Source organism: Bradyrhizobium sp. USDA 4510 (assembly GCF_054059095.1).
This window is the reverse complement of record NZ_JBSSBT010000001.1, coordinates 3,999,322-4,024,002: the sequence shown is the minus strand read 5'-3', so window position 1 is coordinate 4,024,002 and position 24,681 is coordinate 3,999,322. Positions and strand designations below refer to the sequence as shown.

Sequence of the window (24,681 nt, the reverse complement as noted above, 5' to 3'; positions counted from 1 at the left end):
TTGCATTGGCCCCGGGAGACGATCCTGCGGCGCGATGCAGAAAAGATGCTCCAGAAAAGACGCTCCGATGTCCTTCACCGTCACCAAGCCGCGCACGCGCCGCGTCCAGCGTTCCGAACTCGCGGTTCCCGCGACCTCGACCCATTTCTTCGAACGCGCAGCGAGTAGCGCGGCCGATTTCATCTTCCTGGATCTGGAGGACGCGGTTGCGCCGCCGCGAAAGCCCGAGGCGCGCGAGATCGCGATCGAGGCGCTGAACCGGATCGACTGGGGCAACAAGACGCTGGCGGTGCGCATCAATGGCCTCGACACCGAATGGGCGCATCGCGACATCATCGAGATCGTCAGCCGCGCGCCGCGCCTCGACCTCGTCATGGTGCCGAAGGTCGGCACCGCATTCGACGTCCGTTTCGTCGAGGCGCTGCTGACGGGGCTCGAGCGCGAGTTCCCGCGCGCAAGGCCGCTGGGCATCGAGATCCTGATCGAGACCACGCTCGGGCTCGCCAATGTCGAGGACATCGTGCAGGCGTCGGAGCGGTTGGAAGCGGTTATCCTCGGCATCGGCGATTACTCGATCGACCTGCGTACCTGCGGCGAGATCATCGGCGCCTCCGATCCGCGCTATGCCGTGCTCACCGATGCGGACGAGGGCGGCGCGCGCCGGATGCACTGGAACGACCAGTGGCACTTCGCGCTCGCCCGCATCGCCAATGCCTGCCGCGCCCACGGCCTGCGTGCGATCGACGGCCCCTTTGCCAATTTCGGCGATGCCGCAGGTTTTCGCGCCAGCGCGGCGCGAGCGGCCGCGCTCGGCTTCGAGGGCAAATGGGCGATCCATCCCTCGCAGCTCGAGACCGCCAACGAGGTGTTCTCGCCGACCGCACGTGAGATCGGCTGGGCGCGCGAGATCACGGCCAAGATCCAGTCCGCCAGCGCCGGCGGCGACGGCGCTTTCGGGCAGGACGGCGTGCTGATCGATCTTGCGGTGCTCAAGCGCGCGCAGGCGATCATCGACCGCCATGACGCAATTCTGGCGGCGGGCAGGCAGGGAGCGCGCGATGTCGCATGAGCCACCGCTGGCCGGAATTCGCGTGCTCGACATCGCGACCTTCGTGGCGGCGCCGTTCTGCGGGACAGTGCTGTCCGACTTCGGCGCCGAGGTGATCAAGATCGAGCAGCCGGGCACAGGCGATCCCTTGCGCCGGTTCGGCACGCCGAGCGAATGCGGCGACACCTATGTCTGGCTCAGCGAGGCCCGCAACAAGAAGTCGGTGACGCTCGATCTGCGCAGCGAGCGTGGCGCCGCGCTGTTTCGCGAGCTGGTCCGCCAATCCGACGTGGTGCTGGAGAACTTCCGGCCTGGCACGCTGGAGAAATGGGGGCTCGGCTTCGAGGCGCTACGCGAGATCAACCCAAAACTCGTGATGCTGCGCATCAGCGCCTATGGGCAGGACGGCCCCTTGCGTGACAAGCCGGGCTTTGCCCGGATCGCGCACGGCTTCAGCGGGCTCGCTTATCTTGCCGGCGAGGCGGGACGGGCGCCGGTGATGCCGGGATCGACCTCGCTCGCCGATTACATTTCCGGGCTATGGGGCGCCCTCGGCGTGCTGCTGGCGCTGCGCCATGCCGAAGCCACCGGACACGGGCAGGTGGTCGATATCGGGCTCTATGAATCGGTGTTTCGGCTGCTCGACGAGATGGCGACTGTGTTCGCCAAGACCGGTTTCGTCCGCGAACGCCTCGGTGCCGACACCGTCAATGTCGTGCCGCACAGCCATTACCAGACCGCCGACGGCAAATGGGTGGCGCTGGCCTGTTCGAGCGACAAGATGTTCGAGCGCCTGGCGCAGGCGATGCAGCGCCCCGAACTCGCGACCGACCCGCGCTATGCGGCCATGGCCGGCCGCCTGGCGCGGCGCGAGGAGGTTAACGGGATGGTCGCCGACTGGATCGGCTCCAAGCCGCTGGAGACGGCGCTTGCCGAGTGCGAGCGCTACGACGTGCCCTGCGGGCCGATCTACAGCATCAGTGACATCTTCGCCGACCCGCAGTACCGCGCCCGCGGCAACATCGCCGAGGTGCCCTCGCGCGCCGGGCCGATTGCGGTGCCGAGCGCGATCCCAAAAATGTCGCGCACGCCGCCGCAGTTCAAGCATGCCGGCGTCGCGCTCGGCGCGCACACCGACGAAGTCCTGACCTCACTTGCCGGCGCAACCGCGGCGGCGCTCGCCGCGCTGCGCAGCGACGGGGTGATCTGACATGCCCCAATTCTCCCGCGGCCACGAAGGAACCACGCCATGACCAGGCAGATGAAATTGATCGGCTTCCTGCAGGCCCAGAATTGCTCGAACTATCCCGCCTCCTGGCGCCATCCCGACTCGAAGCCGAACTGGTTCTCGCGCGACTATTACCAGGAGATCGGGCGCACGCTGGAGCACGGCAAGTTCCATCTCGCCTTCTTCGACGACCGGCTCGCGATCCCCGATCGCTTCGGCGACGATTTCCGCGAGACCATCCGCCACGGCGTGCGCGCGGCGAAGCTCGATCCGATCTCGGTTGCGCTCACGATGGGATTGGCGACCGAGCGGCTTGGCATCGGCGTGACCTATTCGACCACCTATTACGAGCCGTTCCACGTCGCGCGGGTGTTCGCGACGATGGACCTGCTGCTGAACGGCCGCGCCGCCTGGAACGTGGTGACCTCGCTGAACGACTCCGAGGCGGCGAATTTCGGCGCCTCGCAGCATCTCAGCCACGATTTGCGCTACGACCGCGCGGACGAGTTCATGGAGGTCGTGCTCGGCCACTGGAACAGCTGGGAGGACGGCGCGGTCAGCTTCGACCGCGAGAGCGGGCTGTTCGCCGACCCGGCCAAGGTGCACCGGCTCGGCCATCACGGGCAGTTCTTCCGCTCGCGCGGCCCGTTCACGGTGCCGCGCTCGCCGCAGGGCCATCCGGTGATCATTCAGGCCGGCCAGAGCGGCCGCGGCAAGACCTTTGCGGCGCGCTGGGGCGAATTGATCTTCGTGATCTATCCCAATCTCGACATTGCGAAGAAGCAGTATGCGGACCTCAAGGGAACGCTGGCCAAGACGGGCAGGGACATCAGCATCGCGCCGGCGGTCTATCCTGTTGTCGCCGAGACCCAGGCCGAGGCCGAGGACAAGTTCGCGGCGATCAGCCGGCTCGCCAAGCCGATCGATGCGCTGACGCTGTTGTCGGAGGTGTTGAACTACGATTTCGCGGCCAAGCCGATGGACGAGCCGTTCACGTCGGATGAGCTGGCCTCGATAAGCGGGCTGCAAGCAATCCGCGACCGCGTGATGAATCTCAGCGGCAAGCCCAATCCGACACCGCGGGACTTCGTGCAGTTCAGCGGGCGCGGGACGCTCGCTGAACTACCGACCTTCGTCGGCTCGCCCAAGGCGGTCGCCGATCAGATGGAGCGCTGGTTCTGCGAAGGCGGCTGCGACGGCTTTGTCGTCGCCGCCACCCATGTGCCCGGAACCTACCAGGACTTCGTGCGCCTCGTCGTGCCCGAGCTGCAACGGCGCGGCCTGTTCCAGCGCGAGTATCAGGGCGACACGTTGCGCGAGAACCTCGGCCTGCCGCGGCCGCAAGCCATGCATGCGAGCGCAGACGAGGAGGCGCGCGTCTCGACCAGATAGCGCGGGCACAAAAATCGGCGCGGACAACGATCAAAACAAAATCAAAATCAGGGAGGCTGAAGTGACCAAGGGCGTTAACGCGGGGGGCCGGCTCGACAGATTGCCGATCTCAAGGTTTCACTACCGGATCTTCGCGCTGATCGGAGCCGGGCTGTTCGTCGACGGCTTCGAGATCTTCCTCGCCGGCAGCATTCTCGGCGCACTGGTTCAGTCCGGCTATTCGGACCTCGCGCAGAATGCGCGCTTCATCTCGGCGACCTTTGTAGGGATGCTGATCGGTGCCTGGCTGGCGGGCGTCGCCGGCGACCGCTTCGGCCGCAAGTTCGCCTATCAGGCCAACCTCCTGATCTTCGGCCTCAGCGCGCTGGCGGCAACGCTCGCGCCGTCGATGGGCTGGCTGATCGGGGCCCGCTTCGTGATGGGCCTCGGGCTCGGCGCCGAGATCGTCGTCGGCTATGTCGTGCTCAGCGAATTCATCCCGCCGCAGCAGCGCGGCCGCTGGGGCGCGGCGCTCGCGACCTGCACCAATGGTGCGCTGTTCGTCGCGACGCTGGTCGGCTGGGTCGTCATTCCGCACCTCGGCTGGCGCTGGATGTTTGCGCTGTGCGGCATTGGCGCGATGATCGTCTGGTTCCTGCGGCGCTCGCTGCCGGAATCGCCACGTTGGCTCGAGACGCAGGGCAAGAGCGCCGAGGCGGAGGCGGTGCTGGCGGCGATCGAGCAGGAGGTCGGCAAGGGCAGGACCCTGCCGACCCCGGCCTATCAGCCGGCGCCGGTACAGCCGGACGTTCGCTTTACGCGCCTGTTCTCGCGCGCACTGATCGCGCGGACCATCGTCGGCTGCCTGATCCTGATCGGGCTCAACACCGCGGTCTACGGCTTCATCGCCTGGATCCCGACCTTCTTCGTCAAGCAGGGCATCAACCTGTCGTCATCGCTCGGCTACACCATGCTGATGACGCTCGGCAGCCCGCTCGGCACGCTGTCGGGCATGTGGATCGGCGAGAAGATCGACCGCAAGCCGTCGCTGATCGTGCTGTCGCTCGCCGCGGCCGGGCTCGGGCTGATCTATCCGATGTTCATCAACCCGGTCGCCTTCGTCGTGATCGGCTTCCTGCTCGTGTTCACGGTGGCGGTGATGCTGGCGCTGGCCTGGGGGCTTTACATCCCCGAACTGTTCCCGACCGAGCTCAGGATGCGCGGATCCGGCATCTGCAACACCGCCGGTCGCCTGATGTCGATCGTGACGCCGTTCATCGTGGTCGAGCTGTTCACCAGGTTCGGCGTCACCGGCGTCGTCTCTGTGGTGGCCGGGCTCCTGGTGGTGCAGGCGATCGCGGTTGCGGTGCTCGGCATCGAGACCCGCAAGCGTCCGCTGGAGGCATTGCGGCCGGAGGCGATGGACAGCGAAGCGTCATCGGCGCAGGCGCGCGGCAAGCTGCAACCGAGCACCGGCGGGATTGCCGGAGGCGGGGAGTAGGCGTCGGGCCAAAGGCCCCGGTCGAAAACGGCCGCGTTACAGCGCCCGCACTGTGCTCAGATGCGGGCGCTCGACGCTGACCTCAGGTCGATTTCATTCCGCTGCGGAAATCAGCGCGGTTTGGCTCACCCGCGTCTCGCCCTTGAGATTGTCGACGGTGACGTGTGTGTCGTACCAGGTCAGCCGCGGCCGGACTCCGAACCGTCCGGTGAGCTCGACGATCTTGGCCTCGGTAAACCATGCCTCGGCCGCCTCTCGGCTCTCCCAGAGATAGACGCCGCCGGTACCGGCCTCTCCATTGAGATAGTCTTTGCGGATCAGCCCCTTTGTTGCGAGCTTTCGGTAAATGGGGGCGGTGCCCATGCCACCCCTGATGGCCTGTTCTTCAGTTCGTTTCGGAAGGTCGAATTGAACGACGACGATACACTGTGCCATCCCTGTTCTCCGATCTGAGCCACATGGTGCCAGATTCGCTCGGCGGCACGCCGATCAACTCCGACACTACAGGATTTATCCGACGCTTGTCCCGAATTGACGGGTTCCGTTTCGCGATTTCGATGCGAATTGATGTGATCGCCATGGGCTCGACGACATCAGGCCGTTGGGTAGGCCAGAAGGTGGGCGGGGCGCTGCTGTTGACCTCATGTCGCGTTTTAACGAGACTGTTGCTGGACGCCCCGCGATGGCGGGGCTAGGGCCCTCAACATTCTCTCGGATCCTCCAGAAACCTCTCGTGAGTGGCAGGCAGAACAATTTCCTCGCTCAGGCGCTGCAACAAGGCGCCTTGGCGTTGCGGGCGCAGCAGTTTGCTCAGGCCGAGCAGATTGCGACGAACCTCCTGAAATCAAACCGCACGGACAGACACGCCGCGCTTCTTCTGGCGCATGCCCTGATGGGGCAGAACCGGGGCGGCGAGGCGATCGCAACGCTCGAGCGGGTTGCGCGTCGCACCGACGATGGAGAGGTCGAGACTTTGCTCGGCGCGCTGATGTGCGGCGCGGGCCGCGTCGCCGGCGGCATCGCACAGCTTCGGCGCACGGCGGCACGCCGCCCGCCATATTTTCCGTCCTTTCAGGAACTCGCCGGGCAGCTTGCCAAGGCCGGTCAACACGACGAAGCGATCAGCACGATCGAGGCCGGTCTCGCGCTGGCCCCTGAGAGCGTCGACCTGAAGCTCGCTCTCGGGCGCCTGTTGCAGGAGACCAATGACGTCGCGCGGGCTGCAAGCGTCCTGACGGCGGCACGTGATGCTGCGCCGGGACGCCCCGACATTCTCAACCAGCTCGGGCGGGTCCTGATCCTCCGTGGCGACTACGCCGCAGCCGCGGATGCGTTCCGCGGCGTGCTCGCGCAATACCCGGATGATCGCTCAACCCGCGCCCACCTCGCCACCTGCCTTTTCGAGCAGGGGGAGCGCGATGCTGCCGAGGCAGCGCTGCGCTCGGTGATGCGCGGTCAGCCCCAGCTGTTTGGACGCGCGGCATTCGTCATGGCCTCGGGATCTCATGGCCGCTTCTTCTTCTCCCAGAGCGCCGCTGCGAAGTTCCTCGGCGGGGACTGAGATTGCCCGCGGCGGACGGCATTCCGCCATGCCTTACGCCCTGAAGTTTCTCCGGTAGAGGTTCGGCTGCCGTCTGAGCTCGGTGCGGAGTTCGCCGACCCGCTTGGCGTCTTCCGCGGTGAACGGCGATGCCTGCGCGGTCCAGTCGTCTCGCTTGACGGGAATACATTGCGCGATCGGAGTCCCCTTGGGGAGGACGCCTCTGAAATTCCTGTCGTGCCAGTACGCCGGAAAGTGCACCCAATTGTCGGCATAGAGGTCGGAATTGACCAGGCCGCTGAGTGTGGTGAATGGCAGATCGAAGCGGTTGACGGGATGGGTGAAGTAGATCGCGTAGCCTTCCGGGGCTTCGACGGTCCACAAATTGTGGAATTTGAGAAAGAAGCGGCCCTCTTCAAACAGCGGAGTGCCGGTGACCTGACCCGGGTCGTGGAAGCCGATCGGTGAGCGTGGGAATTCCGGCGTGCCTCCCGGCGGCAGGTCCTGGTCCCAGGTGATTTCGCCGTCCTCGACCTTGAGATCGCAAACCAGCGGCAGCAAGAACCCGCAGGTCATCGCATCCACGAACGGCGGGCAGCGCTTGATGGTGTCCTCGTCGTGCAGGTTGATCGAGGAGAAGGCCGTTGCCGGCATCGCCCTGAGCCAGTCGGGAACGCCCTGCGCCGCCGGTATGGGGGCCGGTATCAGTCCGTCAAGCTCCGTCGGGCAACGGAATTTGAGCGTCAGCTTGCTATTGGTCGACATTGGGCGCTCCGATTTCGGATCGACCTACATGAATGCGTCGCAAAGGTGAAGCGTGCGCTCACCGGCCAGGATCGCCGCTAGCTGACGAGATACTTCGCGACCGCCGGCTCGTTCCATTCGATGCCGAGCCCGGGACCCTTGGCAGTCACCGCGCCGTCGACGATTTCGGCGGGCCTTGTGAGGATCGCGCCGGCGAAGTCGAGGAACTCGAGCCAGTGCGCGGTCGGCGTCACCGCGAGCAGATGCGCGCTGACTTCCGCGAACAAATGGCTCGACATCGGGATCGAGGCGGCGTCGGCTTGTCCCGCGACTTGCATCCAGCCGGTGACGCCGCCGACCTTCATCACGTCGGGCATGATGAAGTCGGATGCGCCGGCCGCGATCGCTTCGGCAAAGCCGCGCGGAAACCACCAGTTCTCGCCGGCCTGGATCGGCGTCGGCGAGGTCTCGCGGACTTTTGCGTGGCCGGACAGGCTCTCCTGCGGCACCGGCTCCTCGATCCAGTGCAAATCGTAGGGCGCAAGGCGGGCGATGCGGCGGGTCGCCTCCGCCGGATCGAGCGACTGGTTGAAGTCGATCATCAACGCGATGTCGGGGCCGAGCAGGGCGCGCACGCCCTTCACGACGCGCTCGTCATTGGCGGCATCACCGTCGCCGCCTTTGATTTTTATACCGCGAAAACCCTGGTCGAGCGAGCAGCGCAGCGCGCGCTCATCGGCGACGGGATCGACCACGCCGTAGCTGTCATAGGCCTTGATCGGCTTCGCCGAGCCGCCAAGCAGTTCGACCAGCGGCCGGCCGGCGAGCTGGCCGAGCACATCCCAATAGGCCATGTCGAGTCCGGATACCGCCATGCCGACCAGGCCCTGCCAGCCGAGCAGCCGAAACTTGGCGTCCATTGCCTTGATCAGGTCGAACGGCGCGACCGGCTTGCCGATGAGCTCGCGGCCGATCTCCTCGATCAGATAGGCAAGAGGTTTAAGCGTGAGCTCGCTGTAGGCGAAGATGTAGGTGCGGCCGGTAACGCCTTGGTCAGTCTCGACATCGATCAGAACCAGCGGGCCGGAATCGATCACGCCGAAGGCGTTCTTCACAGGGCGCTTGAGCGGCACCACGACGCTTCGCGCCTTAACTGCGCGGATCGCTGCAACTGTCTGGCTCATGGACGTTTCCTCTTCTTGTTATTGGACACTGTACCATCGGACGAGCCGCGGCGCGGCCCAGTCGGTCGCGACCTGCTCGATCAGATAGCGGCCCGGATATTCGGCGAGGAAGGCGATGCGCTGGGTCTGGCCTGGCTCGATCGCGAGCGTGTCGAGCCAGAACGGCTTCCAGCCGTCGTCGAGCCGGTCGAGCAGACGGAAGTGATGGCCGTGCAGATGAAAGACGCTGGCGATCGGGCCGCGGTTGGTCAGCGCCAGCACCACCGGCCGGCCGGCTTTGGCCTGAAAGGCCGGCGCGGCCGATGGCTTGAAGTCCGCCGTGCGGAACCATTCGGTCGGCGTGCCGAGGGTTAGCTCGAACCTTGCGGCGCTCTTGAGATCGAGCTGGGCGGGCATGTCGTTGCCGGGCAGCGGCGGAGCCGGCGGGAACGGCGCCGGCCGGAGCGGCGGGTCGTTCGAGATGGCCAGCTTGCCGACCGGGCGGGCCTGCGTGCCGTCGTGCAGCAGGATCGGAAAGCTGGTTCCGGCCGGTCCGGCCGCGTCGACGAACACATCGGTGCGGCCGCCGGGAGCCAGTACCAGCGCACCGTTGCGGGCCGGAAACGGTTCGGCCGGCTGGCCGTCGATGGCCATCACACGGACATCGAGGTTCTCCAGCTTGATCGCCAGCACGCTGCGTTGGCTGCCATTGATGAAGCGGAGTCTGAGGCGGGCATTGGCCGGTGCCGAGATGTCGTATGAGGTTTTGCCGTTAATCGTATGAATTTGCGTCGAATCTTTTGGATCATTGCCGGCCGGGATTGCGCTTCCGTCCGGTCGCAGGCGCCACTCCTCGATCAGCAAGACCTCGTCGCGATCGACCGCAACCGGCGAGGTGCCGGTCACGATCAGCGGCCGCGGCCGTGCCGGCGCCGTGCTGCCATCGCCGATCAGCGGCTCGCACAGGAAGGTGCCGGCATGCCGAAGCGGCAGCTGGAAGCTATCCTTTGCCCCGGCGGCAAGCCGCGCCCGGGAGGCCAGTGGCTCCGCCGCCGCGACGCCGTCGAGCCCGCGGCAATCCAGCGCGGCCGCGACCGGCAGTTCATTGCCAAAGGTCACGTCGAGGACCTCGCCGCGCTTGAAGCGGAGGTCGCCGCTGCCGAGCGACCAGACCGGTATCTCCGGTCCGCCAGGACCCGGTCCGTCCGGACGAAGCGAGATGCGGTCAGGTTTGGCCTGGAGCGCGACCGCGATCCGGCCCTGCGCCGCGACGGTGGCCGGCAGAGCGGGGCAAAGCGCCGCGGCGCCGAGGGCGGCGATCAGATCGCGCCGGGTGAGGGAAAATTCGGGACTTGCGGGAGGACTTGCCATCCGGCCGATGCGGACCATTTTCAAGAGTACCTGTCCAGTCGCGATCGGTCGCAGGGCGGGCTCAACAGCGGCCATTTTTTTGCTGCGAACCGGTGGGCGCATGTTATAAGCCCGGCCGCCCGCGGCATCGCGGCCGGACTGGGATGCTTTTCGCGCGGGCGTGGCGGAACTGGTAGACGCGCTGGATTTAGGTTCCAGTGACGAAAGTTGTGGGGGTTCGAGTCCCTCCGCCCGCACCAAGCGCTTACAGCGTTTGCATGACGAATTCTTGGAGAACCTTTGGCCCCGATGGGGTGAGGGTTCGCCGAACCCACAGACGTTAGGCCGCAAGGCCCATCGTCGAACAGATTGAACACTGCCACGGCCGCTCGGGCCGCGGCAAAAGCGGAAGAAGATTAATACCATGCAGGTCACCGAGACCCTCAACGAGGGATTGAAGCACGAATTCAAGATCAGCGTCCCGGCATCCGATCTCGATGCCAAGGCGGACGCCAAGCTGGTCGACCTCAAGGACAAGGTCCGTCTCAACGGCTTCCGTCCCGGCAAGGTGCCGGTGGCACATCTGAAGAAGATCTACGGCCGCTCGGTGATGGCCGAGACCATCGACCAGACCATCAGCGATACCAACCGGCAGATCTTCGAGGATCGCGGCTTCCGCCTCGCCGGCGAGCCGAAGATCACGATGCCGACCGAGAAGGACCAGGTCGAGGAATTGCTGTCGGGCAAGACCGACCTGACCTACACCGTCGCGATCGAGGTCGTGCCGCCGATCCAGCTCGCCGATTTCAAGTCGTTCTCGGTCGAGAAGCCGGTCGTCGAAGTCTCCGACGCCGATGTCGACGATGCCATCAAGCGGATCGCGGAAGGCAGCCGCCCGTACAATGCCAAGACCGAGGGCGTGGCGGAGAAGGGCGACCGCGTCACCATCAGCTTCAAGGGCACCATCAACGGTGAAGCCTTCGACGGCGGCACCGGCGAGGGCATCCAGGTCGTGATCGGCGCCGGCCAGTTCATCCCGGGCTTCGAGGAGCAGCTGATCGGCATCGGCACCAATGAGACCCGCACGCTGAAGGTCTCGTTCCCGAAGAACTATCTGAACGAGAAGCTCGCCGGCCAGCCGGCCGAGTTCGAGACCACCGCGACGCTGATCGAGGCGCCCGGTGAGACCACGATCGACGACGAGTTCGCCAAGACGCTGGGCCTGGAGTCGCTCGACAAGCTGAAGGAGGCCGCCCGCGAGCGCCTGACGGCCGAGTTCGCCGGCGCCACCCGCCAGAAGGTCAAGCGCGCGCTGCTCGACCGGCTCGACGACAGCCACAAATTCGAGGCGCCGCCGTCGCTTGTCGCCGAAGAGTTCAATCTGATGTGGAACTCGATCAAGGCGGAGATGGACTCGTCCGGCAAGACCTTCGCCGACGAGAACACCACTGAGGAAGCGGCAAAGGAGGAGTACCACAAGATCGCCGACCGCCGCGTCCGCCTCGGCCTCGTGCTGTCGGAGATCGGCGAGAAGAACAAGATCACCGTGACCGACGACGAGGTGTCGCGCGCCGTGATCGAGCGCGCGCGCCAGATGCCCGGCCGCGAAAAGGAAGTTTGGGACTACTACCGCAGCAACGCCCAGGCGTTGGCCCAGCTCCGCGCCCCGATTTACGAGGACAAGGTTGTCGACTTCGTCCTGGAGCTCGCCAATGTGACCGAGAAGAAGGTCACCAAGGAGGAGCTGTTCAAGGATGAAGACGCCGAGAAAACTGCCGCTTAATTTCGGCACCTCGCGTTAATGATGAACCGCGAAAGCGCGCCTCGCGACGGGTCCCGTCGCTAGGCGCGAAGACGCGAATCAGCTTGAAGGTCTGCGACCTGCCCAGGTGGCTAGTGCGGCGAGTTGACGGCCTTGTCGGCCGGAAATTGGCCCATATCTGGGTTAAGCCTTGAGGCAGTAGTCTTGAGCCAAGTAGTCTTGAGCAAAGTTCTGCATCACCCCTAACCCTTGGGTTCTTTCATGCGCGATCCCGTTGAAACCTACATGAACCTCGTGCCGATGGTCGTCGAGCAGACCAATCGCGGCGAACGCGCCTACGACATTTTCTCGCGCCTTCTGAAAGAGCGCATCATCTTCGTCACAGGTCCGGTGGAAGACGGCATGTCGACGCTGATCGTCGCGCAGTTGCTGTTCCTCGAGGCCGAGAATCCGAAGAAGGAAATCTCGATGTACATCAACTCGCCGGGTGGCGTGGTGACGTCGGGTCTTGCGATCTACGACACGATGCAGTTCATCCGTCCGCCGGTATCGACGCTGTGCACCGGGCAGGCGGCCTCGATGGGCTCGCTGCTGCTGGCTGCGGGCGAGAAGGACATGCGCTTCACGCTGCCGAATTCCCGCATCATGGTGCACCAACCCTCCGGCGGCTTCCAGGGTCAGGCCACCGACATCATGCTGCACGCGCAGGAGATCCTGAATCTCAAGAAGCGCCTCAACGAAATCTACGTGAAGCATACCGGTCAGACCTACAAGGCGATCGAGGACGCGCTGGAGCGCGACAAGTTCCTCACCGCCGAGGACGCCAAGGCGTTCGGCCTCGTCGACAAGGTCATCGACAAGCGTCCGGACGATCCGGCCGCCGCGAAGGCGGCCTGATCTGGGCAGGCATCTCGAGGCGTCGGTGTGATCTCCACATTGACGCCTCACATAACCGGCAAAAGCAGGGTGCTGGACCCGCCGGCGGGTGCATGCGCACAGCGGAAAGTTCCGCTTTCGTGCTCATATACCGACGTGGTAATCCCGCAACGTTCCGTGGATTTCGACGCGTATTCCACGTGCGATCGTTGAAAATCACGGTATTGTCACGGTCTTGAGCCGGCCATCCGATTAGCGAATTCTTGATAGTCGGGTGCCAGCATGGTTGGCTGTGATGCATCGGCTATGATCGCGGAGATTCGAATAAACCGTGATCCCACGGTCAGTATTGCGTAAGGGTCTTTTTTGGTACGGAATTTGCTCTATCTACCCAACAGCCCGGTTGTGTGCCGGATTGGGTCGATCTGGCAAACAAGATCGAACGGCGGACGGAGATAATGAATGAGTAAGGTCGGCACGAGCGACGCCAAGAACACGCTATATTGCTCGTTCTGCGGCAAGAGCCAGCATGAAGTTCGCAAGCTGATTGCCGGACCGACTGTCTTCATTTGCGACGAGTGTGTCGAACTGTGCATGGACATCATTCGCGAGGAGAACAAGTCCTCGCTGGTGAAGTCGCGCGACGGCATCCCGACGCCGAAGGAAATCTGCAAGGTCCTGGACGACTACGTGATCGGCCAGAGCCATGCCAAGAAGGTGCTGTCGGTCGCCGTCCACAACCACTACAAGCGGCTCAACCATCAGACCAAGCACAACGACGTCGAACTGGCGAAGTCGAACATTTTGCTGATCGGTCCGACCGGTTCGGGCAAGACGCTGCTCGCGCAGACGCTGGCCCGCATCCTCGACGTGCCCTTCACCATGGCTGACGCGACGACGCTGACTGAAGCCGGCTATGTCGGCGAGGACGTCGAGAACATCATCCTGAAGCTGCTGCAGGCCGCCGACTACAACGTCGAGCGTGCGCAGCGCGGCATCGTCTATATCGACGAAATCGACAAGATCAGCCGCAAATCGGACAACCCCTCGATCACCCGCGATGTGTCGGGCGAGGGCGTCCAGCAGGCGCTGCTGAAGATCATGGAAGGCACTGTGGCCTCGGTCCCGCCGCAGGGCGGCCGCAAGCATCCGCAGCAGGAGTTCCTGCAGGTAGATACCACCAATATCCTGTTCATCTGCGGCGGTGCGTTCTCGGGCCTCGAGAAGATCATCTCCGCGCGCGGCCGCTCGACCTCGATCGGCTTCGCGGCGCAGGTGCTCGCGCCGGAGGACCGCCGCACCGGCGAGATCTTCCGTCACGTCGAGCCGGAAGATCTGCTGAAGTACGGCCTGATCCCGGAATTCGTCGGCCGTCTGCCCGTCGTTGCGACGCTGGAGGACCTCGACGAGACCTCGCTGAAGAAGATCCTGACCGATCCGAAGAACGCGCTGGTGAAGCAGTACCAGCGGCTGTTCGAGATGGAGAACATCGAGCTGACCTTCGCCGACGAGGCGCTTGGCGCGGTCGCCCGCAAGGCGATCGAGCGGAAGACCGGCGCGCGCGGCCTGCGGTCGATCCTGGAGAGCATCCTGCTCGAAACCATGTTCGATCTCCCGGGCCTGGAAGGCGTCGAGGAAGTCGTGATCTCGCGCGAGGTCGTCGAGGGAACGGCGCGTCCACTCTACATCTACGCGGATCGTTCCGACCGCGCCGTCGAGAGCAGCGCGAGCGCCTAAACGGCGCTCGTCTCGACCCGCCAAAAAATGCACGGCTGCCGGACGCTCCGGCGGCCGCCGTGGCGCAGCAGCGGCGCCCTTACGGCGTGGCAGCAAATGCTTGTTTAGCCTATATTTCCCGACACTTCTGAGACTTGACACCCCCCCGCCTGATAGCCACCTAATGCTATCGGTGAGGGATCTCATCCGTTGAGATTCGTCGCTTCACGATGCGGAATAAGCGGCTGCCGACGGCATTCTCATTCCGCATCACCAAGGCACCTTGTGGCGGTTGCGCAAGCAGGCGGACTGCGTGCAAGGGGGCACAACAAAAGGATTAGGCCATGACGACCTCAAAACCCCGGCCAACGATCGTCCACGGCGAAAGCCACTCCTATCCGGTGCTGCCGCTCCGCGACATCGTCGTCTTCCCGCACATGATCGTGCCGCTCTTCGTCGGCCGCGAGAAATCGATCCGCGCGCTCGAAGAGGTGATGAAGAACGACGCGCTGATCATGCTCGCGACGCAGAAGAACGCGTCCGATGACGATCCGGCACCCGATTCAATTTACGAGACCGGTACGCTCGCCAGCGTCCTGCAGCTCCTGAAACTGCCCGACGGTACCGTCAAGGTGCTGGTCGAGGGCCTCGAGCGCGCGCGCGTCGAGAAGTATTCCGACCGCAGCGAATATTATGAGGCGACCGCGGTCGCGCTCGCCGACACTGACGCCAACTCGGTCGAAGCCGAGGCGCTGGCGCGGTCGGTCGTGTCCGACTTCGAAAGCTATGTGAAGCTGAACAAGAAGATCTCCGCCGAAGTCGTCGGCGTGGTTCAGGCGATCACCGATTTCGCCAAGCTCGGCGATACCGTTGCCTCGCATCTCGCGGTCAAGATTGCCGATCGGCAAGCGATCCTGGAGACGTTGTCCGTCACGCAGCGCCTGGAGAAGGTGCTGGGCCTGATGGAGAGCGAGATCTCGGTGTTGCAGGTCGAGAAGCGCATCCGCTCGCGCGTCAAGCGCCAGATGGAGAAGACCCAGCGCGAGTATTACCTGAACGAGCAGATGAAGGCGATCCAGAAGGAGCTCGGCGACGACGAAGGTCGCGACGAGCTGGCCGATCTGGAGGAGAAGATCTCCAAGACCAAGCTGTCCAAGGAAGCGCGCGAGAAGGCCCAGCACGAGTTGAAGAAGCTGCGCCAGATGTCGCCGATGTCCGCGGAAGCGACCGTCGTGCGCAACTATCTGGATTGGCTGCTGTCGATCCCGTGGGGCAAGAAGTCCAAGGTCAAGAAGGACCTCGAGGCCGCGCAGGCGGTGCTGGACTCCGATCACTACGGACTCGAGAAGGTCAAGGACCGTATCGTCGAGTATCTCGCGGTGCAGTCGCGCGCCAACAAGCTGACCGGACCGATCCTGTGCCTGGTCGGGCCTCCCGGCGTCGGCAAGACCTCGCTCGGCAAGTCGATCGCGAAGGCCACGGGGCGCGAATTCGTGCGCGTGTCGCTCGGCGGCGTGCGTGACGAGGCCGAGATCCGCGGTCACCGCCGCACCTATATCGGCTCCATGCCCGGCAAGATCATCCAGTCGATGCGCAAGGCGAAGACCTCGAACCCGCTGTTCCTGCTGGACGAGATCGACAAGATGGGCGCCGATTTCCGCGGCGATCCGTCGTCGGCGCTGCTTGAGGTCTTGGACCCCGAGCAGAACTCGACCTTCAACGACCACTACCTGGAGGTCGACTACGACCTGTCCAACGTGATGTTCATCACGACCGCGAATACGCTGAATATTCCCGGCCCGCTGATGGACCGCATGGAGATCATCCGGATCGCCGGCTACACGGAGAACGAGAAGGTCGAGATCGCGCGCAAGCATCTGATCCCGAGCGCGCTCTCCAAGCACGGTCTGGACTCCAAGGAATGGTCGATCGACGACGCGGCCTTGCTCTTGATGATCCGCCGCTACACCCGCGAAGCGGGCGTGCGTAACCTGGAGCGTGAGCTCTCCACACTCGCCCGCAAGGCGGTGAAGGAGCTGATGATCTCCAAGAAGAAGTCGGTGAAGGTCACCGAGGCGAACATCGAAGAGTTCCTCGGCGTTCCGAAGTATCGCTTCGGCGAGATCGACGACGAGGATCAGGTCGGTATCGTCACCGGTCTGGCCTGGACCGATGTCGGCGGCGAGTTGCTCACCATTGAAGGCGTCATGATGCCCGGCAAGGGCAAGATGACCGTCACGGGCAATCTGCGCGATGTGATGAAGGAGTCGATCTCGGCGGCGGCGTCCTACGTCCGCTCGCGTGCGATCGTCTACGGCATCGAACCGCCGATGTTCGACCGCCGCGACATCCACGTTCACGTGCCGGAGGGCGCGACGCCGAAGGACGGTCCGTCTGCCGGCGTTGCGATGGCCACCGCGATCATCTCGGTCATGACCGGCATTCCGGTCCGCCACGATGTCGCGATGACCGGCGAGATCACGCTGCGTGGTCGCGTGCTGCCGATCGGCGGTCTGAAGGAGAAGCTCCTGGCCGCCGCCCGCGGCGGCATCAAGACGGTGCTGATCCCGGAGGACAACGCCAAGGATCTCACGGAGATTTCCGATGCGATCAAGGGCGGCATGGACATCATTCCGGTCTCGCGGCTGGATGAGGTCGTCGCCAAGGCGCTGGTCCGCGTGCCCGCGCCGATCGTCTGGGAAGAGGAGACCAGCAAGGTCGACGTCAAGCCCGATGCTTCCGATGAAGCGTCCGGCGGCCTGACGGCGCACTGAGCGAGCTCAGATCGACATAAGAAAACGGCGCCTTCGGGCGCCGTTTTTGTTTTCGCTGTTCGCGATCAGGTCGGGAAGGCTGCGGCTCTGTCCGCGGCGGCAAAGTGCGCCATCTGATCGGCATGCGCTTTTGCGAAAGCCGGCCGGGCCGTGGCGCGCGCGACGTAGTCGCGACACGCGGGATATTCCGCCAGTCCGTCGAAGCGGTCGACCAGGCGCAGCACATCCGCCATGAGAACGTCGGCGACGGAGAATGGCCCGGCCAGCCATTTGCGGCCCGCGAGCACCGGCTCCATGTGCCTGAGCCGGGATTGCAGGAAGCCGTCGAAGCGTGTCCATGCCGACGTGCCACCGCTCTCGCCCGAGAATACCAGGAGCGACCAGGGCAGGCTCGCCATCTCGACCGAGTTGAGCGCTGCGAACAGCCATTTCAAAGCCTCGTTGCGTTGGTGCGGATCGGTCGGCAGCAGCGCGTCGCTGCGCTCGCCGAGATGCAGCAGGATCGCGCCGCTCTCGAAGATCGAGATGTCGCCGTCGGTCAGCCACGGCACCTGGCCGAACGGCTGGTGCGCGAAGTGCTCGGCGCTCCGATCGCGAAATGGCACGCTCGCAACGCGATACGGCAAGCGCGCCTCTTCCAGTGCCCAGCGCACCCGGAGGTCGCGCACAAATCCCCGCGGCATCTCCGGAACCCAATCGAAGGTGGTCAGGGTCAGGTCGGCCATTGGGTATCTCCATTTGCTGGCTTCACAGGCAAAAGGACGAACGAATGGCGCGCGTTCCGACATCCCGACGGGCTTTTTCGTCGTTGCGGTACGGAACGATCGAGTTGCCGACGTGGGTACGCCGGGCGCCGGAACTAGTCTTTCCTCTCGACGACGAAATTGCCGATCGCGCCGAGTGCCATCAGCACGCTGGTGCCGAGGAACACTCCGGGCATGCCGATATGGCCGCCGATGAAGCCGCCGCCGAGCGGGCCGATAACCTGGCCGGCATATTGCGCCGAGATCGAATAGCCGAGCATGCTGCCGGTGACCGCATCGGGCACGTTGTGCCGGATCACGCTCGCGATGCAGGGCAGGAGGCCGCCGAGCGCGAGCCCCATCAGGAAGCGCAGCAGGATCAACTGCCAGCCGCTGACCACGAAGGCCTGCGGGATCAACAGCAGCGCGGAGACAGCAAGGCAGATGGTGATGATCCGCCAGTGGCCGACCCGATCGGCCAGCTTGCCGAGATGCGAGGACGACAGCAGGCTGCCGAACGCCGCCGCCGACATCACGAGGCCGGCGACGAACGTCACCTGCGGTGCTTCGACCAATTGCGCGACATAGACCGTGATGATCGGCTCGATCGACATGTTGGCGACCATCAGCAGCAGGCCGGTTCCCCACATCGCGACGACAGGGCGCTTGTCCGGGACCAGCGACCAGCCGCCACGCGCCTTGCCGCCTTTCGCGGTCTTCGGGCGTGCTTCCTCGCGGATCAGGAACGTCGTGCCGAGGAAGGTGAAGAAGATGACGCCGCCGATCAGGAAGAATGTCGCGCGGATGCCGATCAGGCCCGGCAGCACGCCGCCGATCAAGGGACCGACCAGGCTGCCGGCCATGATGCCGGCCGACAGCACGCCGATCGCCCAGCCGGACCGCGCTTTCGGCGTCTGCGCCGCGACCAGCACGGTCGAACCCGACGCGTAGCCGCCGAGCAGGCCGGTCAGCAGCCGCAGGCCGACCAGCTCATAGACGTTGTGCGCCATGCCGATCAGCGACATCGCGATCGCCATGCCGAGGCTGGCGCGGATCAGCATCAGCTTGCGGCCGTAGCGATCGGCGAGCCGTCCCCACAGCGGCGCCGTCAGCGCCGCGCTGAAGAAGGTTGCGCCATAGGCGACGCCCGACCATTGCACGATCGCGGCATGATCGGTCACTCCGAGCTGCTCGACATAGAGCGGCAGGAACGGCAGCAGCAGTGTCATCCCCACGATTGTCGTGAAGGAGCCGAACACGCAGACGATCAAATTGCGTTTCCAGGGGCCCGCGTCGAGCAGGGCTTCGCGATCGACTTCGATGTTCATGTCAGCGCAGCCCGATCACGGCGAAGCCGCGCGCTCGCAGGCCGCGGCGATCCTCGTTCAGCGAACGCAGCAGGCGATCACGGGTATCGGTGATGTGGTCGGCGGCCTCGCGCGCGGCGGCCTCCGGATCGTTGGCCTTGATGAAGCCGAGGATGCGCCGGTGCTCGCGCCAGGCCTGCTCACGCGAGGGCTCGGTCCACACTTCCAGCCAGCGCGCCCGCGACAGCCTCGTCATGGCGCCGGCGATCGCCTTGACGATGAAGGGATTGCCGGAGAGCCGCGCGATCTCGACATGGAAATCGGTGCCGACCCGATGCCATTCCTCGCGCGGTGCGCCGGACTGGCAGGCATCCAGCATCTCCTCGACGCCGGCGATATCGGCTGCGCTCGCCCGCGCGCAGGCGAGGCGCACCGCCGTCGTCTCCAGCGGAATCCGGAACTCGGCCAGCGCCTCCAGCTCACCGAGGTCGATCGGTGCGACGATCCAGTTGCGGCCGTCGCGGCGCACCAGCTCTTCGCCTTCGAGCCGGACCAGCGCGGCACGGATCGGCGTGCGCGACCCCTCAAACCGGCTCTCCAGCCAGCGCTCGGTCAGTCGCTCGCCGGGCCCCAGGTCGAGCGACAGGATCATCTCCCGGAGCTGGTCATGAATCTGAAGCATCTGCGACATGGCGCCGTCCTTTGGCCGCTCGTTGGCGGGCGCGGAATCTACATCAGGCGGCTTTCGTATCCCGATTTGGTATCCCAAACAAGGCGCCTATGGGATACCACGTTGCTCCGTTAAGGGAGGTGGGCCGAGAGCCAGGCCCTGGACGATGGAACCGCGCCCACGGCGGTTGCTTTGTTTGGCGGAATTGGAGAGCGCTACATGCGTATCGACGGGCAATGCCATTGCGGGGCTATCACCTATCAGGCCGAGATCGACCCGGAACGGGTCTCGATCTGCCATTGCACGGACTGCCAGGCGCTGACCGGCTCGCCCTACCGCGTCACGGTGATCTGCGACGCCGAACAGGTGCGGCTGACCGGAGGTGCGCCGAAGGTCTACGGCAAGCGGGGCGATAACGGCCGAATCCGCTTCCAGCACTTTTGCGGCGATTGCGGTTCGCCGCTGTTTACGAGCGGCGAGGACGGCGGGCCCGACGACTGGGGCATCCGCTGGGGCAGCATTCGCCAGCGCGGCCAATTGACCCCGCGACGCCAGGTCTGGTGCCGCTCCGCTGCGCCATGGATCAATGATCTCAAGGAATTGCCAGCGCACCCCAAGGACTGGAGCTGACGGATTGAGGTGTTGCGGCCTTGCGCCTCGGGGGCAGGCGAGGCTAAAGAGGCGCGCAGGTAAGGGCGGCTAGCTCAGCTGGTTAGAGCATCTCGTTTACACCGAGAGGGTCGGGAGTTCGAATCTCTCGCCGCCTACCAGCCTTCGCACCTCACGGGCTACGGCTGGGCAAGCCAGCCTTTGAGCACGAATTCATCCGCTTGTTCGGTTCGCAGGGCGAAGGCTGTCGCACCGAAGCTCGAAGAGCGCAGGCGGACCGGCTGCCTGAATGTGCGGGCGTGCTTCCCCGTTTTGGATCCAGCCCTATGGCTGAAGCATCCTAATGGTCGCGATCGGCCACTTCCCGATGTGGCCCGTGATCGAGATGCGCAACCCGTGAGATTCGTCCAGAAACACGCCCTCGACGGTCCCTGCGGTTCCATCGGTGAGAACCGCGGCTCGTCCGACCAGCTCGGCCTCCGCTTGCACATGCTCGCGCAGGATGACGGTGGCGCGGTGTTTCACGAGCTGCAAAGCGGCCTCTGGTTGATGAGCCCTACGGAGTAAGGCCATTGCACGGCTCTCGGTGAACGCGCGGAGAGGGCGCGATCCCGGCCGTGGGGTAGTTAGTCTCATGGGGTGGCCGGGACCGCGCTTGCTCCGCGCTGGCGTGCCGAATGTCATTCGATCCCCGATGGTGCGAAAGGTGCCGAAAGTCACGCGCTCAGATTTGATGCCGACGCTGCAGCGATGCTATTCTGTCCGCCTAACCGGGAACTTGATGCATGCGCAAACTCGCCGCGATTTTTCTTCTCACCATGATTGCCGGACCCGCATTCGCACAGTCGGATCACGTTCAGCGCTATCGCGAAGAGGTCGAGAAGTCGCCGGCCGATGCGGCCAACGAGGCGCGCCAGCAGCGCGCCTATCAGCGTGCGCTCAGTGGTGTGCCGGATCAGAAGCCGACCGATCCCTGGGGCATCGCGCGCAGCGACGGGCAGGGCGCGCCCAAGGCGAATGCCGCGAAGCCGAAACCGGCCAAGCCCACGAGCGCAGCCGCCAAATAGAGCTCCGAGCGCGGATCAGGTCGATGAAATACTACGTCTGCAAATTGACCGGACCGCGCCCGACCTTTCCTCAGGATATGACGCCGCAGGAAGCCTCCATCATGCAGGCGCACGTCGCCTATTGCGGCGAACTGCTGCAGGCTGGCAAGGCGCTGGTGTTCGGACCGGTCGCCGATCCCGCCGGGGTCTGGGGACTCGGCGTGCTGCAATTGCCTGACGATGCCGATCCGCAGGAGATCGTCGCCAACGATCCCGTCACCAAGGCCGATGCCGGATTCACTTATGAGCTGATGCCGATGCTGCGCGCCGCGACGCGCGAGACTTGCTAGGGCATGATCCGGAAAAGTGCGAAGCGGTATTCCGAAAAGGATCATGCCCAAGCATGAGACGACAGAAGCTTCCTAACGAGGTTTGGATCGCATGAACGCTGGCCATCCGCAGAACGCCGACCAGATTGCTTATTGGAACGGGCCGGGCGGTCAGCGCTGGGCCACACGGCAGGCCGCGCAGGATATCGTGCTGCAGCCGGTGCTCGACCTCCTGATCGATCGTGCCGCGCCGAAAGCCGGCGAACGCGTCGTCGATGTCGGCTGTGGCAGCGGCGCCTCGAGCTTCGCGCTGGCGGCCAAGGTCGCGCCCACAGGTCACGTGCTCGGCGTCGATGTCTCGGAGCCGATGCTGACGCGGGCGCGGCAGAGCGCGCCGCAGGGTTTGCCGGTCGAGTTCGCGCTGGCCGACGCGACCATCTATCCGTTTGTCAGCGAGAGCTTCGATCTGTTAGCCTCGCGCTTTGGCGTGATGTTCTTTGCCGATCCCGTGACGTCGTTCGCCAATCTGCGCAAGGCGATGAAGCCGACCGGCCGTCTCGCCTTCGCCTGCTGGCAGGAGCCGCGCGAAAATCCGTTCTTCATGACGCCGCTTGCTGCCGTCTACAAGCACGTGCCGAAACTGCCGCCGCTAGGGCCCGAGGACCCCGGCCCGTTCGCGTTCGCCTCCGAGGCCCGGGTGAAGCGGATCCTGGGCGAAGCCGGCTTCTCCGGCATTGCCATGGAGCCGTGCCGGGTCGAACTCGATGTCGCGACCGGGCGCGGCATCGATGCCGCGATCCAGGGCGCGCTCGAGATCGGGCCGGCCAGCCGCGCGCTGGAAGGGCACGCGGATGAGGTGCGCGCTGCTGCGATCGCCTCGATGCGCGAGGCGCTGGCGCCTTTCGTGAAGGGCGATGCCGTGCTGCTGCCCGGCGCGATCTGGATCGTGACCGCGCGGGCATAGAACTCTCGGGACCAAGCACTCCGTCATTGTGCGCGCGAGCAAGCAATCCATCGCGCCGCATATGTGCCAGCATGGATTGCTTCGTCGCTTCAGCGCAAAATTGCTTCGCAATTTTGTCGCCGAGCTCCTCGCAATGACGGAAGAAAAAGGAGCCGCGACTCCTACGCCCGCTCTTCCCAGATCATCGCCAGGTGCACGATGGTCTGCACGGCTTTCTCCATGTCCTGCCGGCTGACCCATTCGAGCCGCGAATGGAACGCGTGCTCGCCGGCGAAGATGTTCGGGCAGGGCAGTCCCATGAAGGACAGCCGCGAGCCGTCAGTGCCGCCGCGGATCGAGGTCTTCACCGGCGTGAGGCCGGCGCGCTCGATCGCCTCGATCGCATAGGCCACGATCTGGGGGTGGCGATCGATCACGTCTTTCATGTTGCGGTACTGCTGCTTGACCTCCATGCGGTAGGTCGAGCGCGGATAGCCCTTCATGACATCGTTCACGATGTCCTCCAGCAGCGCTTCCTTCTGCTTCAGGCCGGCCTCGGTGAAATCGCGCACGATGAAGTCGATCCGCGCGTTCTCCAGCGCGCCGGAGATCGCGACCGGATGCAGGAAGCCTTCCTTGCCCTCGGTGGTCTCGGGCGAGCAGGTGTCCTTCGGCAGGCGATCGACGATCGCGGCGGCGATCTTGATCGCGTGCTCCATCTTGCCCTTGGCGAATCCCGGATGGGTCGCGACGCCTTCGATGATGATGCTGGCGCCGTCGGCCGAGAAGGTCTCGTCCTCGATATGGCCGGCGGTCTCGCCATCCATGGTGTAGCCGAAATCGGCGCCAAGCTTCTTGATGTCGACCTTGTCGACGCCGCGGCCGATCTCCTCGTCCGGCGTGAACAGGATCTTGATGGTGCCGTGCTTCACCTGCGGATTGGTGATCAGGAAATGCGCGGCATCCATGATCTCGGCAAGGCCCGCCTTGTTGTCGGCGCCGAGCAGGGTGGTGCCGTCGGTGGTGATGATGTCGTTGCCGATCTGGTCGGCCAGCGCTTGGTGCTCGGCGGCGCGGATCACCTGCGAGGCATCGGCGGGCAGCACGATGTCGCCGCCGCGGTAGTTCTTCACGACCTGCGGCCTGACGTTCTTGCCGGTGCAATCGGGGGAGGTGTCCATGTGCGAGCAGAAGCAGATCACCGGCACTGTCTTGTCGGTGTTGGCCGGGATTGTCGCGTAGACGTATCCGTGCGGATCAAGATGCGCGTCGGATATCCCCATCGCCTGCAGCTCGGCGACCAGCAGGCGCCCGAGATTCTTCTGCTTCTCGGTGGAAGGCGTGGTGGGTGAATCCGGATCGGACTGGGTGTCGATCACGACATAGCGCAGGAAGCGCTCGGTGACGGTGTGCTTGAAGTCGAGAGCCGGTGCCAGCATGAAAACCGCGCAAAAAACTGGAGAAAGGAACAATGCGCTTTAGCGAAGTTGGTTCGCGCGAGCAAACCGCGTCAAGGCGAGTTTCGAAGGACAATCCTATAACAGAAAAGCGCCACCCCGGGGCCGCGTCACGAGCCGGAATGGCGCTTTGCCTTAACGGAGAGAGTAGGCGCTAGACGGCTTCCTTCAGCTCCTTGGCGGCGCGGAAGGCGACCTTCTTGCTGGCCTTGATGTGGATCTGTTCGCCGGTCGCCGGGTTGCGGCCCATGCGGGCGGCGCGCTTGCGGACCTGGAGGATGCCGAGGCCGACGATCCTGATGCGCTCGCCCTTCTTGAGGTGCTTGGTGATCCTGGTGACCATATCGGTCAGGATCGCCTCGGCCTGCTTCTTGGACAGCTCCTGCTCTTCGGCGATGGCCGCCGCCAAATGCTTCAGCGTGATCGTCGCCGGTGTCGCTGCTTTCTTCGCCATGTCTGGCCCTCCTCGTTGCTGAATGGCTGGATTGCTGCTTTTCACGCGAA

The 24,681-nt window shown here is 64.6% G+C and carries 23 protein-coding genes and 2 tRNA genes; 15 read left to right on the top strand and 10 right to left on the bottom strand.

The genetic code is table 11. The features are described from left to right. Window positions 1-67: 67 nt before the first annotated feature. From ACVMDN_RS18400 to ACVMDN_RS18385, 4 genes are all read left to right on the top strand, one after another. Window positions 68-1,069, top strand: a complete 1,002-nt coding sequence (locus tag ACVMDN_RS18400) for an HpcH/HpaI aldolase/citrate lyase family protein (RefSeq protein ID WP_456835077.1) — start codon at window positions 68-70, stop codon at window positions 1,067-1,069. Further along, on the top strand, window positions 1,059-2,258 hold the full coding sequence (locus ACVMDN_RS18395) for a CaiB/BaiF CoA transferase family protein (RefSeq protein WP_076825327.1): 1,200 nt from the start codon (window positions 1,059-1,061) through the stop codon (window positions 2,256-2,258). The genes ACVMDN_RS18400 and ACVMDN_RS18395 overlap by 11 nt, the downstream gene beginning before the upstream one ends. Before the next feature lie 39 nt (window positions 2,259-2,297). After that, a complete protein-coding gene (locus ACVMDN_RS18390) occupies window positions 2,298-3,668 on the top strand; it encodes an LLM class flavin-dependent oxidoreductase (RefSeq protein WP_310885908.1) in 1,371 nt (456 codons plus the stop codon). A gap of 61 nt (window positions 3,669-3,729) precedes the next feature. Beyond that, a complete protein-coding gene (locus ACVMDN_RS18385) occupies window positions 3,730-5,148 on the top strand; it encodes an MFS transporter (protein ID WP_310885909.1) in 1,419 nt (472 codons plus the stop codon). A gap of 93 nt (window positions 5,149-5,241) precedes the next feature. Here the strand turns inward: ACVMDN_RS18385 and ACVMDN_RS18380 are convergent, their stop codons facing one another. Next, complete coding sequence (locus tag ACVMDN_RS18380; protein WP_063790074.1) at window positions 5,242-5,583, bottom strand: hypothetical protein; 342 nt, start codon at window positions 5,581-5,583, stop codon at window positions 5,242-5,244. A 349-nt stretch (window positions 5,584-5,932) separates the two neighbouring features. On the opposite strand from ACVMDN_RS18380, the gene ACVMDN_RS18375 reads away from it, so the two are divergent. Next, window positions 5,933-6,709 carry a tetratricopeptide repeat protein gene (locus ACVMDN_RS18375; RefSeq protein ID WP_076825409.1) on the top strand — a complete coding sequence of 259 codons (777 nt, stop codon included), beginning with the start codon at window positions 5,933-5,935 and terminating at the stop codon, window positions 6,707-6,709. A 33-nt stretch (window positions 6,710-6,742) separates the two neighbouring features. Here ACVMDN_RS18375 and ACVMDN_RS18370 read toward each other — a convergent pair whose 3' ends face one another. The 3 genes from ACVMDN_RS18370 to ACVMDN_RS18360 all read right to left on the bottom strand — a co-directional run bounded on the left by ACVMDN_RS18370 (window position 6,743) and on the right by ACVMDN_RS18360 (window position 9,984). Next, on the bottom strand, window positions 6,743-7,453 hold the full coding sequence (locus tag ACVMDN_RS18370) for a hypothetical protein (protein WP_057016449.1): 711 nt from the start codon (window positions 7,451-7,453) through the stop codon (window positions 6,743-6,745). A gap of 77 nt (window positions 7,454-7,530) precedes the next feature. Continuing rightward, window positions 7,531-8,616: an enolase C-terminal domain-like protein gene (locus ACVMDN_RS18365; protein WP_076825330.1), complete on the bottom strand. Its 1,086-nt coding sequence runs from the start codon at window positions 8,614-8,616 to the stop codon at window positions 7,531-7,533. An 18-nt stretch (window positions 8,617-8,634) separates the two neighbouring features. Further along, on the bottom strand, window positions 8,635-9,984 hold the full coding sequence (locus ACVMDN_RS18360; protein ID WP_076825331.1) for a multicopper oxidase domain-containing protein: 1,350 nt from the start codon (window positions 9,982-9,984) through the stop codon (window positions 8,635-8,637). Window positions 9,985-10,120: 136 nt separating this feature from the next. Here ACVMDN_RS18360 and ACVMDN_RS18355 point away from each other — a divergent pair. The 5 genes from ACVMDN_RS18355 (at window position 10,121) to lon (ending at window position 17,073) form a co-directional block, all read left to right on the top strand. Then, window positions 10,121-10,205, top strand: a tRNA-Leu gene (locus ACVMDN_RS18355). A 164-nt stretch (window positions 10,206-10,369) separates the two neighbouring features. Next, window positions 10,370-11,728 carry a trigger factor gene (tig, locus tag ACVMDN_RS18350; RefSeq protein ID WP_057016451.1) on the top strand — a complete coding sequence of 453 codons (1,359 nt, stop codon included), beginning with the start codon at window positions 10,370-10,372 and terminating at the stop codon, window positions 11,726-11,728. A 240-nt stretch (window positions 11,729-11,968) separates the two neighbouring features. Then, complete coding sequence (locus ACVMDN_RS18345; RefSeq protein ID WP_016847729.1) at window positions 11,969-12,604, top strand: ATP-dependent Clp protease proteolytic subunit; 636 nt, start codon at window positions 11,969-11,971, stop codon at window positions 12,602-12,604. A 441-nt stretch (window positions 12,605-13,045) separates the two neighbouring features. Beyond that, window positions 13,046-14,320 carry an ATP-dependent Clp protease ATP-binding subunit ClpX gene (gene clpX, locus ACVMDN_RS18340; protein ID WP_018271869.1) on the top strand — a complete coding sequence of 425 codons (1,275 nt, stop codon included), beginning with the start codon at window positions 13,046-13,048 and terminating at the stop codon, window positions 14,318-14,320. 323 nt (window positions 14,321-14,643) lie between these two features. After that, on the top strand, window positions 14,644-17,073 hold the full coding sequence (gene lon, locus ACVMDN_RS18335) for an endopeptidase La (RefSeq protein ID WP_028333951.1): 2,430 nt from the start codon (window positions 14,644-14,646) through the stop codon (window positions 17,071-17,073). Window positions 17,074-17,138: 65 nt separating this feature from the next. On the opposite strand, the gene ACVMDN_RS18330 is transcribed toward lon, so the two are convergent. From ACVMDN_RS18330 to ACVMDN_RS18320, 3 genes are all read right to left on the bottom strand, one after another. Next, window positions 17,139-17,798 (bottom strand): glutathione S-transferase family protein, encoded by a 660-nt coding sequence (locus tag ACVMDN_RS18330; protein ID WP_253608446.1) that lies wholly within the window; start codon window positions 17,796-17,798, stop codon window positions 17,139-17,141. 134 nt (window positions 17,799-17,932) lie between these two features. Continuing rightward, on the bottom strand, window positions 17,933-19,144 hold the full coding sequence (locus ACVMDN_RS18325; protein ID WP_310885910.1) for an MFS transporter: 1,212 nt from the start codon (window positions 19,142-19,144) through the stop codon (window positions 17,933-17,935). A gap of 1 nt (window position 19,145) precedes the next feature. Then, window positions 19,146-19,814, bottom strand: a complete 669-nt coding sequence (locus tag ACVMDN_RS18320; protein ID WP_028340149.1) for a GntR family transcriptional regulator — start codon at window positions 19,812-19,814, stop codon at window positions 19,146-19,148. A 198-nt stretch (window positions 19,815-20,012) separates the two neighbouring features. Between ACVMDN_RS18320 and ACVMDN_RS18315 the strand changes: the two genes are divergently transcribed. Both ACVMDN_RS18315 and ACVMDN_RS18310 read left to right on the top strand, forming a co-directional pair. Continuing rightward, the gene (locus ACVMDN_RS18315; protein WP_076825336.1) at window positions 20,013-20,423 is read left to right on the top strand and encodes a GFA family protein; all 411 of its coding nucleotides are present in this window, start codon (window positions 20,013-20,015) and stop codon (window positions 20,421-20,423) included. Window positions 20,424-20,486: 63 nt separating this feature from the next. Continuing rightward, a tRNA-Val gene (locus tag ACVMDN_RS18310) sits at window positions 20,487-20,563 on the top strand. Between the two features lie 163 nt (window positions 20,564-20,726). On the opposite strand, the gene ACVMDN_RS18305 is transcribed toward ACVMDN_RS18310, so the two are convergent. Continuing rightward, window positions 20,727-20,936: a PRC-barrel domain containing protein gene (locus ACVMDN_RS18305; protein ID WP_310885912.1), complete on the bottom strand. Its 210-nt coding sequence runs from the start codon at window positions 20,934-20,936 to the stop codon at window positions 20,727-20,729. A gap of 251 nt (window positions 20,937-21,187) precedes the next feature. Between ACVMDN_RS18305 and ACVMDN_RS18300 the strand changes: the two genes are divergently transcribed. The 3 genes from ACVMDN_RS18300 to ACVMDN_RS18290 all read left to right on the top strand — a co-directional run bounded on the left by ACVMDN_RS18300 (window position 21,188) and on the right by ACVMDN_RS18290 (window position 22,741). Next, on the top strand, window positions 21,188-21,469 hold the full coding sequence (locus ACVMDN_RS18300; RefSeq protein WP_038385060.1) for a hypothetical protein: 282 nt from the start codon (window positions 21,188-21,190) through the stop codon (window positions 21,467-21,469). A 23-nt stretch (window positions 21,470-21,492) separates the two neighbouring features. Next, window positions 21,493-21,798: a YciI family protein gene (locus tag ACVMDN_RS18295; RefSeq protein ID WP_310885913.1), complete on the top strand. Its 306-nt coding sequence runs from the start codon at window positions 21,493-21,495 to the stop codon at window positions 21,796-21,798. 91 nt (window positions 21,799-21,889) lie between these two features. Beyond that, a complete protein-coding gene (locus ACVMDN_RS18290) occupies window positions 21,890-22,741 on the top strand; it encodes a class I SAM-dependent methyltransferase (RefSeq protein ID WP_076825339.1) in 852 nt (283 codons plus the stop codon). 161 nt (window positions 22,742-22,902) lie between these two features. On the opposite strand, the gene pepT is transcribed toward ACVMDN_RS18290, so the two are convergent. After that, complete coding sequence (pepT, locus tag ACVMDN_RS18285) at window positions 22,903-24,159, bottom strand: peptidase T (RefSeq protein ID WP_076825341.1); 1,257 nt, start codon at window positions 24,157-24,159, stop codon at window positions 22,903-22,905. 172 nt (window positions 24,160-24,331) lie between these two features. Beyond that, complete coding sequence (locus ACVMDN_RS18280; protein WP_259171327.1) at window positions 24,332-24,655, bottom strand: HU family DNA-binding protein; 324 nt, start codon at window positions 24,653-24,655, stop codon at window positions 24,332-24,334. Between the last annotated feature and the right edge of the window lie 26 nt (window positions 24,656-24,681).

Coding starts and splice junctions, on each gene's coding strand:
- ACVMDN_RS18360 (WP_076825331.1), bottom strand. CDS start 9,984: ATGGTCCGCATCGGCCGGATGGCAAGTCCTCCCGCAAGTCCCGAATTT.
- ACVMDN_RS18320 (WP_028340149.1), bottom strand. CDS start 19,814: ATGTCGCAGATGCTTCAGATTCATGACCAGCTCCGGGAGATGATCCTG.
- ACVMDN_RS18290 (WP_076825339.1), top strand. CDS start 21,890: ATGAACGCTGGCCATCCGCAGAACGCCGACCAGATTGCTTATTGGAAC.
- ACVMDN_RS18365 (WP_076825330.1), bottom strand. CDS start 8,616: ATGAGCCAGACAGTTGCAGCGATCCGCGCAGTTAAGGCGCGAAGCGTC.
- ACVMDN_RS18390 (WP_310885908.1), top strand. CDS start 2,298: ATGACCAGGCAGATGAAATTGATCGGCTTCCTGCAGGCCCAGAATTGC.
- ACVMDN_RS18370 (WP_057016449.1), bottom strand. CDS start 7,453: ATGTCGACCAATAGCAAGCTGACGCTCAAATTCCGTTGCCCGACGGAG.
- ACVMDN_RS18325 (WP_310885910.1), bottom strand. CDS start 19,144: ATGAACATCGAAGTCGATCGCGAAGCCCTGCTCGACGCGGGCCCCTGG.
- ACVMDN_RS18395 (WP_076825327.1), top strand. CDS start 1,059: ATGTCGCATGAGCCACCGCTGGCCGGAATTCGCGTGCTCGACATCGCG.
- pepT (WP_076825341.1), bottom strand. CDS start 24,159: ATGCTGGCACCGGCTCTCGACTTCAAGCACACCGTCACCGAGCGCTTC.
- ACVMDN_RS18315 (WP_076825336.1), top strand. CDS start 20,013: ATGCGTATCGACGGGCAATGCCATTGCGGGGCTATCACCTATCAGGCC.
- ACVMDN_RS18300 (WP_038385060.1), top strand. CDS start 21,188: ATGCGCAAACTCGCCGCGATTTTTCTTCTCACCATGATTGCCGGACCC.
- lon (WP_028333951.1), top strand. CDS start 14,644: ATGACGACCTCAAAACCCCGGCCAACGATCGTCCACGGCGAAAGCCAC.
- ACVMDN_RS18295 (WP_310885913.1), top strand. CDS start 21,493: ATGAAATACTACGTCTGCAAATTGACCGGACCGCGCCCGACCTTTCCT.
- ACVMDN_RS18400 (WP_456835077.1), top strand. CDS start 68: ATGTCCTTCACCGTCACCAAGCCGCGCACGCGCCGCGTCCAGCGTTCC.
- ACVMDN_RS18345 (WP_016847729.1), top strand. CDS start 11,969: ATGCGCGATCCCGTTGAAACCTACATGAACCTCGTGCCGATGGTCGTC.
- clpX (WP_018271869.1), top strand. CDS start 13,046: ATGAGTAAGGTCGGCACGAGCGACGCCAAGAACACGCTATATTGCTCG.
- ACVMDN_RS18330 (WP_253608446.1), bottom strand. CDS start 17,798: ATGGCCGACCTGACCCTGACCACCTTCGATTGGGTTCCGGAGATGCCG.
- ACVMDN_RS18380 (WP_063790074.1), bottom strand. CDS start 5,583: ATGGCACAGTGTATCGTCGTCGTTCAATTCGACCTTCCGAAACGAACT.
- tig (WP_057016451.1), top strand. CDS start 10,370: ATGCAGGTCACCGAGACCCTCAACGAGGGATTGAAGCACGAATTCAAG.